Origin of the sequence: Marinobacter salexigens (assembly GCF_018860765.1) — a bacterium.
In the GTDB taxonomy this organism is placed as follows: Bacteria; Pseudomonadota; Gammaproteobacteria; order Pseudomonadales; family Oleiphilaceae; genus Marinobacter; species Marinobacter salexigens_A.
On the sequence record NZ_JAHKPV010000001.1, the window covers coordinates 236,085 to 249,667 of the forward strand.

At 54.4% G+C, this 13,583-nt stretch carries 12 protein-coding genes; 7 read left to right on the forward strand and 5 right to left on the reverse strand.

The annotated features are described in order from the left end of the window. Positions 1 to 8: 8 nt before the first annotated feature. The 4 genes from KO508_RS01090 to KO508_RS01105 all read right to left on the reverse strand — a co-directional run bounded on the left by KO508_RS01090 (position 9) and on the right by KO508_RS01105 (position 3,885). Positions 9 to 767 carry an ABC transporter ATP-binding protein gene (locus KO508_RS01090; protein ID WP_216006508.1) on the reverse strand — a complete coding sequence of 253 codons (759 nt, stop codon included), beginning with the start codon at positions 765 to 767 and terminating at the stop codon, positions 9 to 11. Continuing rightward, positions 764 to 1,771: a branched-chain amino acid ABC transporter permease gene (locus tag KO508_RS01095; RefSeq protein WP_216006509.1), complete on the reverse strand. Its 1,008-nt coding sequence runs from the start codon at positions 1,769 to 1,771 to the stop codon at positions 764 to 766. Before KO508_RS01095 ends, KO508_RS01090 begins: the two co-directional genes overlap by 4 nt. Beyond that, positions 1,771 to 2,646 carry a branched-chain amino acid ABC transporter permease gene (locus tag KO508_RS01100; protein WP_216006510.1) on the reverse strand — a complete coding sequence of 292 codons (876 nt, stop codon included), beginning with the start codon at positions 2,644 to 2,646 and terminating at the stop codon, positions 1,771 to 1,773. The genes KO508_RS01095 and KO508_RS01100 overlap by 1 nt, the downstream gene beginning before the upstream one ends. Positions 2,647 to 2,724: 78 nt before the next feature. Next, positions 2,725 to 3,885 carry an ABC transporter substrate-binding protein gene (locus KO508_RS01105; RefSeq protein WP_216006511.1) on the reverse strand — a complete coding sequence of 387 codons (1,161 nt, stop codon included), beginning with the start codon at positions 3,883 to 3,885 and terminating at the stop codon, positions 2,725 to 2,727. A gap of 422 nt (positions 3,886 to 4,307) precedes the next feature. Here KO508_RS01105 and paaX point away from each other — a divergent pair, with 422 nt between their 5' ends. The 7 genes from paaX (at position 4,308) to KO508_RS01140 (ending at position 12,285) form a co-directional block, all read left to right on the forward strand. Beyond that, positions 4,308 to 5,279 (forward strand): phenylacetic acid degradation operon negative regulatory protein PaaX, encoded by a 972-nt coding sequence (gene paaX / locus KO508_RS01110; RefSeq protein WP_216006512.1) that lies wholly within the window; start codon positions 4,308 to 4,310, stop codon positions 5,277 to 5,279. Between the two features lie 213 nt (positions 5,280 to 5,492). After that, entirely contained in the window at positions 5,493 to 7,109 is a 1,617-nt protein-coding gene (locus tag KO508_RS01115; protein ID WP_216006513.1) for a cbb3-type cytochrome c oxidase subunit I, read from the forward strand. Then, positions 7,106 to 7,735 carry a cbb3-type cytochrome c oxidase subunit II gene (locus KO508_RS01120; RefSeq protein WP_216006514.1) on the forward strand — a complete coding sequence of 210 codons (630 nt, stop codon included), beginning with the start codon at positions 7,106 to 7,108 and terminating at the stop codon, positions 7,733 to 7,735. Before KO508_RS01115 ends, KO508_RS01120 begins: the two co-directional genes overlap by 4 nt. After that, on the forward strand, positions 7,732 to 8,388 hold the full coding sequence (locus KO508_RS01125) for a c-type cytochrome (RefSeq protein ID WP_216006515.1): 657 nt from the start codon (positions 7,732 to 7,734) through the stop codon (positions 8,386 to 8,388). Before KO508_RS01120 ends, KO508_RS01125 begins: the two co-directional genes overlap by 4 nt. Position 8,389: 1 nt before the next feature. Then, a complete protein-coding gene (locus KO508_RS01130) occupies positions 8,390 to 10,588 on the forward strand; it encodes a heavy metal translocating P-type ATPase (protein ID WP_216006516.1) in 2,199 nt (732 codons plus the stop codon). 201 nt (positions 10,589 to 10,789) lie between these two features. Then, on the forward strand, positions 10,790 to 11,116 hold the full coding sequence (locus KO508_RS01135; protein ID WP_216006517.1) for a GreA/GreB family elongation factor: 327 nt from the start codon (positions 10,790 to 10,792) through the stop codon (positions 11,114 to 11,116). A gap of 140 nt (positions 11,117 to 11,256) precedes the next feature. Beyond that, on the forward strand, positions 11,257 to 12,285 hold the full coding sequence (locus KO508_RS01140; RefSeq protein ID WP_216006518.1) for an AraC family transcriptional regulator: 1,029 nt from the start codon (positions 11,257 to 11,259) through the stop codon (positions 12,283 to 12,285). Positions 12,286 to 12,287: 2 nt separating this feature from the next. On the opposite strand, the gene KO508_RS01145 is transcribed toward KO508_RS01140, so the two are convergent. Next, positions 12,288 to 13,580, reverse strand: a complete 1,293-nt coding sequence (locus tag KO508_RS01145) for an SO2930 family diheme c-type cytochrome (RefSeq protein ID WP_216006519.1) — start codon at positions 13,578 to 13,580, stop codon at positions 12,288 to 12,290. Between the last annotated feature and the right edge of the window lie 3 nt (positions 13,581 to 13,583).

A 13,583-nucleotide genomic window follows, 5' to 3' on the forward strand; every position in this document is an offset into this window, starting at 1 on the left:
CGCTCCGTTTAACCGCCCAGATAGGCTGCAATCACATCCGGGTTTGCACGAATCTGTTCCGGCGTACCTTCCGCCAGAACACGCCCGTAGTTAAGCACCAGCAAACGGTCGGAAATGCCCATCACCAGCTTCATATCGTGCTCTACCAACATCACCGTAATGCCCTGTTCGGCAATCTTGCGGATCAGCTCTTCCAGAGCAGCAGTCTCCACAGCGTTCAGGCCCGCCGCCGGCTCATCCAGCAGGACAACCTTGGGCTCTGCAGCCAGTGCCCGGGCAATCTCGAGGCGTTTAAGCGCACCATAGGACATAGCGGATGCTTCGGTATCGAGGTACTCGCCACAACCGACAAACTCCATCAGCTCAGCGGCTTTTTCCCGCGCGGCTTTTTCACCACGGGTAAGCGAAGGCAAACGGAACAGAGTGGTCAACAAATTGCTTTTCAGCGTCAGGTGCCGGCCCAGCATGACGTTTTCAATGGCGGTCATGTTCATACAGATTTGCATCTGCTGGAACGTTCGGCACATACCGCGCTCGGCCAGATCATTGGGCTGAAGCTTGGCGATGCTCTCGCCATTAAGCTTCACCTCACCACTGGTGGGCGTATACAAACCGGTGATCAGGTTGAACAAGGTCGTTTTACCGGCACCGTTGGGGCCGATGACCGAATACACCTGGCCGGCATCAACGGAGAAACTTACGTCTTCTACAGCGTGTACGCCGCCAAAGGCCTTGGACAGATTATTGACTTCCACCAGAGCGGTCATGCGTCACCTCCGGCAGACTTTGAGCGTCGTTTATTCAGATAATTCGCAGCCGTTGGCAGCAAGCCCTTGGGCATGAAGATCATGGTCAGCATCAGGATCAAACCAAACAACATCATTTCCATCTCCTGAAAATCTGCCAGCACTTGTGGTAACAACTCCAACACCACAGCACCAATGATCACGCCTATGGTCGAGCCCATACCGCCCAACACCACCATGGTGATCAGCAAAATCGAAAAGTCGAAACTTGCGATAGAAGGTGTAATGAAGCCCTGGAAGTGCCCGTAAAGCGCGCCCATCACACTGGCATAGACCGCTGAAATCACGAACACCAGGCTTTTGTACTTTGCGGTGTTCACGCCCACGACACTGGCCGCCACTTCCGAGCCATGAACGGAACGCAAGGCCCGGCCAATAGGCGAATCAATCAGGTTCTGCGCCAACCAGACGGCTGCGAGCAGTATTACACCAGCAAACAAGTACCAGGCCAGATCACCACTGATATCCATGCCAAACAGGGAGTACTGGCCAAAGACACTGAGCTCCCAGCCGAACACATCAAACGCAGGCATCGGCATGCCATCCGGCCCACCCGTAAGCTCACGCTCGTTATTCAGAATAATCGCGATAATGAAACCCACCGCGAGGGTTGCCATGGAGAGATAGTGGCCTTTGAGGCGCAGAATGGGGCGCCCGACAGCCCACGCAATAATCGCCACACCAATGGCACCAACAACCAGTGCTGGGATGGCCGACCAGCCATAATTGCTGGTCATGATGGCACTAAAGTAAGCACCTACCCCGAAAAACCCCGCATGCCCCAGACTGATCTGGCCGGCAAAACCCACTAACAGGTTGAGGCCGACGACAGCGCCGGCAATCAGCGCGATTTGCGTGGCCAGGCCATAATGAAACGGGTTGGAAATGAACAGTGGCAGGGCAAACACCACGATAGCGAGGAATACCAGACCCTTGAGACGAAACCGCGAAAATTGGGCCATCATCACACCCGCTCCACAACTTTGGCGCCAAACAGACCCCGGGGCATGAAGAACAGGACTACAAGAATCATCGAGAAGGCCACCGCATCTTTGTAATCAGACGACAGATACCCTGCGGCCATGGCTTCCACAACGCCAAGGGCCAGACCACCTACTACAGCACCCATGCCGCTTCCCAGACCACCAATGGCGGCTGCCACAAAGCCTTTCAGACCAAGGATGATGCCGATGTCATAGGAGGTGAAGGTAATCGGCGCTACCACAATACCGGCAACAGAGCCGAGCAGTGCAGACACCATGAACGCCAGCATAAGCACCACCTGGGTTCGGATGCCGACCAGACGTGCAGCGTCTTTATTCATTGAGGTGGCAAGAATCGCCTTGCCGGTCAGCGTGCGTGTAAAGAAGTACACCAACACGGCGACAAGAACCGCACCAACACCCAGCACCCAAAGGCTCTGGCTGTTAAGCACGGCTCCGAAAATCTGAATCGGCTCTTCACTGCTGAAGTTTGGCATAACGTGGTATTCCTTACCCCAGACCAGCTGAGCCAGACCACGAATGAAAATAGATGCGCCAATGGTAATAATGATCAGCGTAACCACATCCGCATTCTTGGCGGGTGCGATCGCCAGACGCTGCAAGGCAATACCCAGCACACCGGCAAGAACGACAGCAAGTACAATCGCGAGCAGCATCGGCACGCCCATGGCAGTCAAAGATACAGTCGCCATACCGCCAATCATCAGGAACTCGCCCTGGGCAAAGTTGATCACATGGCTGGCGTTATAGATCAACGTAAAGCCCAAAGCGATCAGAGCGTAGGTGGCACCAATGGTAATGCCCGTAAACAGGTATTGCAGGAATTCAGAAAACATAATCGATTCCGCTCGCGCAGCGGTAACCAGCCGTCCCGAAGGACAACTGGTAACCTATGGTACGGATAAAGGACAGGCTTAGTTGATCAGCTTCCAGCCGCCATCCTGAACTTCCAGGATGCGGAAGGATTCAGCTTCCAGACCGTTGTGATCTTCGGGTGACATATTGAAGGTACCCGTAACACCTACGTGGCCCTGAATGCTCTCAAGCGCATCACGTACTGCAGCTTTGTCTGTGCTGCCCGCTTTCTCGATGGCTTCAACCGCCAGCATCAGGCCGTCATAGGCATAGGCACCGAAGGTAGACACCTTGGAGTTCCAGCGCGCTTCGTACTCGGTTTTGTAAGCCTCAACCACCGGCTTTTGAGGATCGTCCGCTGGCAGCGACTCTGGTACCAGCAAGGGTGACGCAGGCAATCTCAGGCCTTCAGCACTGTTACCAGCCAGTTCGAGGAAGCCATCAGAAGCAACACCGTGGGATTGGTAGAACGGAAGCTCAATGCCCAGCTGGGCGTAGTTACGGGTAACGATGGCCGGGCCCTGACCAAAACCGAAGTTAAGAATGGTCTGCACGCCGTCGGTACCGCGAATATTGGTAAGCTGGGCAGTCATGTCAGTATCAGAACCGCCGTAGGTTTCATCAGCAACAATCTCGATTCCACCCATGGCGCTGGCCGCAGCAAGTGTTTGCTCCCGACCTGAACTGCCAAAACCACCGGTACCCGAGATCAGGCCGACTTTAGTCAGGCCACGCTCTTTCATATCGGTCAGCACACGCTCTGCCGCCATACGATCCGTTTGCGGAGTCTTGAAAACCCACTTTTTAACCGGATCAGTGATAACAACCGCACCCGCCAGGGAAATGAAAGGAATGCCCGCCTGCTCAACCATCGGCGCTGCCGCCATAGTGGCACCCGTGGTGCTGCCGCCAACAATAATATCTACCCGGTCTGAACGGATCAGCCGGCTTGCGAAATTACGGGCTTTTGAAGCGTTGCCTGCATCGTCGTAATGGACAAGCTCCAATTGACGACCCAGTACCCCGCCTTCTTTGTTGATTTTTTCAACGTACATTTCCAGAGTTTTCAGCTCCGGATCACCGAGAAAAGATGCAGGGCCTGTAACTGAAAGAAAAGAGCCGATGCGGATAGGGTCCGCAGCCTGAACGTTCATCGCTAATAGACCGGCTGCTGCAATAGCTGCAACCTTACTTGCTCGACGCGTTATTTTCTTGAACATTGTTATTGTTCTCCCGAATGTTATCAGGGCGTTTTGGTTTTATATGCCCCAGAGTTTCCGAAAACAGAACGATATTTCATGCAAAAAGGGTGCTTTGTGTATCACGTACCCTTTTACAATAGTCTGATTCCAGCGCAGCGCGACAGACATTGGTCTATCATCACAACAGCCTTATATGCGCCAATCCAATAATACGATACCGTTGACGAATATCAATGGAAAATATTGTATCACTACATTTCTGTCAACTATGTAGTAGACCAAACGGGGCGTGTATAGACCAATGGATGAATAGTTGGTTGTCGCTCACTACGGGGAAGGTAGGCGGCTTTACGCGGTGGCTGTAAACAGGATAATGACGCCAGTCCATCGCCAAGCCTGCAATTCCCATCGGGCCGAAAGTTTTGAAGAGATAAGAGACCATGTCAGCAAAACAACAGCTTGAAAGCCTTATTCTGGATTTTCAGAAAAAACGCCCTTTGAGGGCAGGCTCACTGATCATCACAATCTACGGCGATATCATCCATCCCCGCGGCGGCAATGTGTGGCTCGGTAGCCTGATGAAACTGCTCACTCCAATGGGCGTGAGTGAACGGCTGGTGCGCACATCGGTTTACCGGTTGGTTCAAGACGGCTGGCTACAAACCGAAAAGGTGGGCCGCTGCAGTTATTACAGTGTTACAGGGGCGGGCCTTCGTCGATTCCAGCAGGCCTTTGAACACGTTTATACCCTTGGCGCAGACGACTGGAACGGCAGTTGGTGTTTGGTTTTTCTTAACCAACTCGAGCCGGAAACCCGCGCTAAAGTACGCGAGGAACTAAAGTGGCTAAGCTTCGGCAATATGGCTTCCGGCGTTATGGAACATCCGCGCTTCACGCGTCATGAACTGGTGCCGCTATTACAGGAATGGGGTGCTCTTGAAGACACCATCGTTATGCAGACCCAGCCACTGGAACAGCGAAGCCCAAAGGCCCTACGTAGACAGGTAAAAGAAAGCTGGAACCTCGACGAATTGGGTTTTCGTTATAAGCGGTTTCTTGAAAAATTCCGTCCGCTCTGGCGCGAGCTAAGCACAAACGACAACCTGAGTCCGGAAGACTGTGTTACCGCGCGCATTCTACTGATTCATGAATACCGGAAAGTGTTGCTCAGAGATCCTCTACTACCAGATGAGCTCTTACCGGGGGATTGGGAAGGGCGTAGTGCCAAGCAGCTGTGCCGCAATCTGTACCGTGCGATTTACAGCCGTTCTGATACATATCTCGCTAGTGCTCTTGAAAACGCCTCCGGCCCACTACCTGGTCCTTCCGCCGGATTCTATCGCCGCTTCGGCGGCCTGACGGATGACTCCCACACCAACACCAAAACGGTTATAGCGGAAGGGTCAGCCTGACTCTTTCGCTTCACACACTCAGCCCCTCAAACGACCCGAACTTGATTTAGAACAACTGCAACCATCGTTCAATGGGGCCAGCCGCGTTACTGTATTGCAACTCTTCGACATCTTCTAAGCGAATACAAATACTGCTTTAAAAGCCTGCATTCTATTAAAAACGAATGTCGGGACCAATTAAGATGTATTTGTAATGAATCAACAGGAAAGACTATGACGCCTACCATCGCCATTCTCCTGATCATTACCTTCGTGTTATCCACGGTTGGTTTGCTGTTACTGATCTGGACTATTGCCAACAATCAGTTCAGTCACGGTCAGGCTGCGGCTCGCACTATTTTCTCCCCGGGCGAAGAAGGTCACAGTGAAGACCGTGCGCGGCCCGCCGACGAACCATTCACCGGTGATACCAGCGAACAGGCCCAAGCCATTGAGGCCCGCTGGACTGCCGATCAATCCTCCAGAACCGCGGTACTGACCTGGCTCAGCTCATCGGTTTTCTGGCTACTTTTAGGCTCGTTTTTCGGCCTAGCCTCTTCCATAAAGATGCACCTACCGGAGTTTTTGACGGCCAGTGAGTTTCTTACCTTTGGCCGAATTCGTCCCGTTCACCTTAATGCGGTTACCTACGGCTGGGCGTCCATGGCGGGCATTGGTGTGGCGCTGTTCTTGATTCCACGGCTGTTTAAAACGTCACTGGTCGGCGGCAAGTACGCCGTTATCGGCGGTTTTATCTGGAATATCGGTCTGATTCTGGGCTTGAGCGCCATCACGCTGGGCCTGTCCGATGGCGAGGAATGGCTGGAGTTTCCCTGGCAGGTCGATCTTCTGTTTGTGGTGGGCGGAGCGATGTGCGCCGCTCCCTTGCTACTAACTGCCGCTAACCGCAACGTTGAACACCTTTACGTAACCAGCTGGTACCTGATGGCGGCGCTGGTGTGGTTCCCCATTCTGTTTCTTATTGCCAACCTTCCCTTTGCCTTTCCGGGGGCGTCTGGCGCCACGGTTAACTGGTGGTTTGCCCATAATGTGCTCGGGCTCTGGGTAACGCCCATCGGCATAGGCATTGCCTACTACATGATTCCGAAAATTCTCGGAAGGCCAATTATTTCGTATCAATTATCGCTTATCGGCTTCTGGTCGTTGGCGCTGTTTTATAGCCAGGTGGGCATTCACCACCTCATTGGCGGCCCCATTCCCACGTGGCTGGTCACGCTTTCGATTGTTCACAGTGTGATGATGTCGATTCCGGTGATTACCGTTGCCATCAACCATCACGGCACCATGATGGGCAACTTCGGGCGCCTCAAAGACTCGCCAACTCTGCGTTTTGTATGGATCGGCGCGCTCATGTACACCGTGGCGTCGCTTCAGGGCTCTATGGAAGCACTGCGCAGCATTAACGTGATTACCCATTTCACACACTACACGGTGGCCCATGCGCACCTTGGTATGTACGCCTTCCTGAGTTTTATTCTGTTTGGCGCCGTGTATTTCATCATGCCCCGCCTTACAAACTGGGAATGGCCATGGCGCAAACTGATTAGCCTGCATTTCTGGCTAGTCAGCATCGGCATTCTGATTTACGTGGTATCGCTGACCGTGGCTGGCTGGAAACAAGGCGTTGCATTGCTCGATGCGGCAATGCCTTTCATGGATATTGTAAAAATGACACTTCCCGCTCTTCAGGCCCGTACTCTGGGCGGCGCTCTGATGACATTGGGGCATCTGGTGTTCGCATTCCATTTCATCGCCATGCTAATGCGCCAAGGCGCGGCCACTGAGCAACCGACACTCTTCCGCCCAGCCATCAAGGAGAACGCTCAATGAAACGTGCTCTCGCTATCATGGTCGGTGCAGCACTTATTCTGTTGCTGGCCACGCTTACGTTGGTGGTTATGCCTTACCTGCAAATGTCTGCTGAACAGGTGCCGCCAGACCTCAAACCATACACCGAGCAGCAACAGCGGGGCCGGCAAGTTTATATCGCCAATGGCTGTGTTTACTGCCATAGCCAGCAACCGCGCGACCCAAGCTTTGCGCCTGGAGATAAAGCGCGGGGTTGGGGCCGACCATCGGTGCCCGGAGACTACGCTTACGATGAGCCACACTTGCTGGGCACCATGCGTACCGGCCCGGATCTGTTCAACATCGGCGCCCGCCAGCCCAGCATCGACTGGCAGTTGATGCACCTATACAACCCCAGAGCAATCATCAAAGGCAGCATCATGCCGTCTTACCCTTTCCTGTTCCGCCATGTGGATGAACCGGTCGAAGGCGATAAAGTGGTGAACATACCGCCACCCTACGGCCCGGAGTCCGGCAAAATCGTTGCCACCGAAGATGCGCTGGCATTGGCGGAGTACATGCTCGCCCTTGATCACACTTACCCGGCGCCGACCTTACCGACACTGCCGCCAAAAACCGATGAGCCCAAGGAGAACCGCGCGCCATGAACCAGCATGATCATCGCGCTCAATTTCGTGAAGCGCCCGAACCGGAAGAAGGCACACGCGCCACGCCCAAGATCGTATTGGTCTGGATCGCCCTATTGATTGTGTGGGGGGTAGGCTATTACGCCTGGCAGATCGGCAAGCCCATGCTGGGTGGTGATAGCCGCTCAGCGGTGGCAACGATGCAGCAGGCACCCAAATCCGCTGACACAAATACCGGTAGCGGTGCGGAAGCCCCGGCGAGTGCGGTTGCCGACAGCAATACAGCCGCCGCAAAACCCGACGGCAAAGCCATTTACAGCGCTCAGTGCAGCGCTTGCCACCAAGCCAACGGGCAAGGTGTACCGGGCGCCTTTCCACCGCTGGCTGGAAGTGAGTGGCTGGTAGCCGACGCGACTATTCCTGTGGCTATCGTGCACGACGGCTTGCAAGGCAAGATCGAGGTTTCTGGCAACAGTTTTCAAGGTGTTATGCCTAAATTTGGCGGCACTCTCTCCAATGCAGAGATGGCTGCTGTTCTGAGCTATGCCCGCAGCGAATGGGGCAACAGCGCCAGCGAGATAGACCCGGCGGCAGTAACTGAACACGTGGAGCGCTTCGGCAAGCGCGGGGACTGGTCTGCCAAGGAACTCAAGGAGGTTTTCGGGGAGCCCTGAAATGGTCGCTAACAACGGGAGCACAGCACAGAAAGAGCAAAACCAGACCATCCTGATGGTTGAGGGGATGCGTTGTGGAAGCTGTGCTATCGCTGTTGAAGCTTTATTGAAGAAACAGCCGGGCGTTAGTGACGCCGCTGTCAACTTCGCAGCAGACGTTGCCATGGTTTGCTGGGATGGAGAAAAGCCGCCCTTGGCCGAGCTTCAGCAAGCTGTTGCCCGCCTGGGCTACCGTTTGCACAGTTCGGTTGACCCAGACCGCAGCAAGCTGCAAGCAGCGTCGGTGCGCAAGCATCTACAAAGTCGCCTCGCCGTTGCAGTGGTTTTCGGCATGTGGTGCATGATGCCAGCCCTGCTGATTTATCTGGCTCCACTGGGTGCAGTAGAGTCGGAAGCTCTATGGCCACTTGCGCTGGCCAGCGGCCTGTTCGCTGCGCCAGTTGTGCTCTATTCAGGCTCCCACTTCTACCGGGTGGGCTGGCGAACCCTTATTGCAGGTGCGCCGGGCCTAGATAGCCTGATCTTTCTGGCGGTATTCGCGGCCTGCATAATCTCGGCTTGGCAACTCACCGCTGGCAGATATCACGTGTACTTCGACGCCGCCGTTATGCTGATCACTTTCCAACTAATCGCGAGATTACTGGATACCAGCGTGCGTCGGCGCGCCTCGGAAATCATCCGCCGCTATCTTCAGCACGTACCCGAACAGGTCACCCTAAGAACCGCGACAGGAAAACTGGAAACCTGGCCAGCCGCAGATATTAAAACCGGCGAACGTATTGTGCTCCGGGCCGGTGAACAATTGGCGCTGGATGGCTTGATTGTGCATGGGCAAGGTCAAGCCGATCTCGCCATGCTGACGGGCGAGCACATGCCGCAGTCACTTAGCCCGGGCGCCGAATTGCTAGCAGGCTGCCAGTTGCTCGAAGGGGAGCTTGAACTGGTCATAACCGCCAGCACCGGCCAGCGTCGTATCGACCGGTTATCCCGCTCCATCAGCGCTTTGCTCAGCCGCAAAACCACTCTACAGCGACTCACTGATCGCATTGCCCGCATTCTTTTACCGGTTATCCTAATTGCCGCCGCACTGGCGGTTGGCCTGGCCCTTGCTCAAGGCGTTCCGGTACCAGAGGCAGCGGCCCGTGGGCTAGCAGTTATGATCATCAGTTGCCCCTGCGCCCTCAGCTTGGCCATCCCTCTGGTGATCACCATGGGCCATGCCAATATGATCAACCACGGCATTGTGTTGCAGGATCCAGCGGCTCTTGAGGCTGCCGCCGAAGTAGGTGCGATTGTATTCGACAAAACCGGCACATTAACTACAGGCGAGCCCAGCGTAGACAGCATCACGCCGGTCGGCCAATGGACCCAAAGGCAGCTATTGCAGTTGGCACAGGATACGCTCAGGGAATCCACGCACCCCGTTGCCCGAGGTCTAATGACGGAATTGGCCTCGCCACTTGCAGCAGCTCCAGAGGGCACACGAGAAAGCATTACCGGTGCGGGTACGCGCTGGGTGAGCGATGCAAATGTCACTCTGGCGGGTCGCGCGAGCTGGCTAAGGGAACAGGGTGTCAAGGTACCTCCAAGCGAAGATACCGGAATGAGCGTTCATTTGGCCTGTAATGGGCTTTATGCAGGCAAGATTGGATTTCACGAAACCCTCAGACTGGAGTCGATAGCAACGATCCGCCAGCTTGTGCATCAGGGCTATGCCATCTATTTGCTCAGTGGCGATACCCGCAAGGCTTGTCTCGATCTGGCCAAGCGCCTTGGTATTGCACCAGAGCACGTGCTCTCAGAGTACTCGCCCGAGCAGAAACACAGCTTTATCGACAATCTGGAAAAACAGACTCCCACCGTATTTGTGGGTGACGGCCTCAACGATGGCTTGGCTCTGGCCGGTGCCAGGTTGGGTATCGCCGTCGGCAACGCCGCATCCGCCACGGGTGCCGCAGCGGCAGTCTACCTCACAGAATGCATCGACAAAGTGCCCGTCACCCTGCAATTGGCACAGCGGGCGCGCAAACTCATGTACCAGAACCTCTTCTGGGCAGTGGGCTACAACGCTCTGGTGATACCGCTGGCGGTTATAGGCTGGATTCAGCCGGTGATTGCCGCCATTGCCATGTCACTCAGCAGCCTCTGTGTTCTGCTCAACAGCCTGCGCATGCAAAAGCAGACACATCCTTGCCTTTAATTCCAAAGCTGCTATGGTGCCGTCAACCTCAATGAAGGAGCTTTCCATGGTTTCTTTAATCCCACTTTCGATTACCTTCCATTAGTCGGCGAGCCCCGCCATTCGGTGCTCGCGAGCTTTCCTATGTTTTTGTAGAACACAATCGACAAAACGCTTGTGGTACCCGCAACAACAGAATTCTTAGTAGATAGAGATACTGACATGATGATGAATGTAGGTTTTAACCTGGGTTCACGTGATATCAAAACACTTAACGCAAAGCTGGGAAGGATTTACCGCAACCCCGTCACATCGCCTAAAAATACGGCGTTGATTGGCAGCACAGTTACGCTGATTAACTGCTTGGACTCTTCCGTGCTCACCTTCCGCTTAACGGATTCCAGCACCGGCCATGGCGGCGAAAAAGATAACGTATGCATAGGTTCCCCCTTCGGCCTTGCACTACTAGGCACCAAACCGGGCAGCGTGGTTAAGTTAGGGTTGTCCAACGAAGAAGGCCATGCCGTAGTGCTAAAAGTATCAAGCTGACTCTATTGAGCTGAAACCCGGTCACTCGGGCACAGCATTAAGGGACTCCCCTGCCACCCGCAATTGACACTGGCGCGCCCGAGTGACATGTTTGCATCCGTTTAGTGCAAACAACAATAACAGCGCCGAGTACTCCAAGCATGTTGATCTTGACCGGTTTTGGTCTGGCTTGTCTGGTCATTCTACTGATTACCACAACCCACGAATTACACCATTCATCCGCTGCGCGGGTGTTTGCGATTTTTCTCATTGCCAGCGCCGGGTTCTTGCTCCACCCGCTCACCCCTCCTAGTTGGCAATGGCTCACCCTGAATCTGGAAGTGATGGTGCCAGCCTTATTTTGGCTGCTTTGTCAGGCTACATTCCGCCAGCGTATCAATCTACGGTCAGGCTGGGGCGCGATGGCGCTTTACAGCGTTGTTGCGCCCTGGACAACAAGACTGTTCATCAGCCACCAAAGCGCCGAAGGCATGCTGCTGTTTTTCGGCTGGGAACTGGGTGAGTTATTTGAATTTTTTATCATCGCCAACGGCTTCTGGGTTGTACTCGCAGACTGGCCTGCCGACCTTGTAGAGCCACGCCGAAAGCTCAGGGCCCTCGTTTTTTTTATCGCAGGTACCGCCGTGCTCTTGGTCGCGTTGGCATTCAATTTGGGTACGGCTTACGCGATAAACCGGGCGCTGGTGGTCTCTATTGCCGGTGTCGCAATAGCCACTTTTCTGTTGCAAGGCAGGTTCAACGAACTGTCATTCCGTCAGGGGCCCACGCCGCCCGCTGAGCCCGAGCACTGCGACCCGGTCAACGACAGCCCCCCTCAAACGACAGATATCCAGCTCGAACACGCAGAGCGCCTTTCCAGCCTTATGCAACAAGGCTATTACCGAACAGAGCATCTAACCCTAAAAATGCTAGCTGAACAGCTGGAGCTCCCGGAGTACCGCACCCGGGCACTCATTAACAAGCAATTGGGTTATCGCAACTTCAACGATTACATCAATCAACTACGAATTGCGGAAGCTTCAAAACGCTTGGTCTCAGCCCCGGAGACGCCGGTGCTCAACATTGCGCTGGATGTCGGATACAGAACTCTCAGCTCATTCAACCGTGCATTCCGAGAAATCAAGCAGTCTACGCCTACCGAATTTCGTCGGAATAACACAGTTTCATAGCATTAAGGTGCGGGCGAACAACTTGCCGAAGGCAATTGGTTAATCCAACTACTTACAAGCGCTACACCTTCTTGATGCACGGTATTGCGCGCAAGTTCTGGCATTTTATGGCGGTTATCGTCAGTCGACATACGGAACAGCAAGTACGAATTATCCGGGCTGCCCGGAATGACATCGTATGGATACCCCACCTTTCCTCCAGCGACCGGCTCTTTGCAAACGCCGAACTTGCTAGGAGAGTCTGCATAAACTCGGTTGTACTCCAGTTGCACACCACTACTACCAGCAGGCCCAGCGTAATCGACTGGCAACGTTAGGTCTGCCCGGTGGCAGTGGGCACAATTAATGTCGAGGTAGGCTCGCGCAGCGCTGTTTAATTCATCGCCACTGAGCGAAGCAACGGGCACCTGATCATTGAACACTGGCGCCATCTCTACAGTCTGCATATCAAATGGCAAGCCCGTTAGCAGCTCACCTTCTGCCAAATATTGCAGCTGGTTGTATACCGTTCCATCGGCATAGGCATAGTCTTTGTTTAGGTAGCGCGCCTTCGGGCCAATAGGCAGAAAAATCTGCCCGCGGTCGTCATCCGAACCCGCCAGATTGGGCACGATAGAGTGACACGAACTGCAATCCGCAGCATTTGGCACCGAATAATCAAACGTAATCTCTTGCCCCTGATTATTTATGGTTGTGAGGCCGTTCAGGCGCTTACCGGCGATGGCCAGAGTAGCGTCGGATTCTGACGACCAGTAATAGGGCAGCGCGACCCAACCACTGGTGCGGTGGATCAGCAACCGAGTTTCAATAACCTGCTCATCGCCATCACGGAAGGACGTGTTTTCGGGTAACGCAAAGGTTTTGGTGATGACAGTTCCTACCGGGAAATCGAGCACCTCCGACGCGTTGTAACTAACTGATTTGCCTTCAGGCACAAATATAAAACGGTACTTGCTTGTGTAGTCAGAGAACAAAGCCGTAGACAAGTCATAAGGAACGCCACCCCGAGTTGGTGCTGCAGTCGGATCACTGGCATTGGTAAACAGGTTGTAGTCCGACAGCTTGGGACACGCCTCGCTCATCAACGCGTTCCAGTTAACTCCAGAAGTAGTCGCATCGCAGCTTCCCTCTGCCCCCGTCGGCGAGCCCGCTCCGGCATTCAGTGCGTTGCTGGCAGGCGGGGGTGTACCACCATCGGGAGCCCCGCCATCACTGTCACTACTGCTACCGCCACACGCTGCCAAAAACAAAGAGGCCGCCATAATCGCTATTGTCGTTTTATTGTTACTTCTCATAAG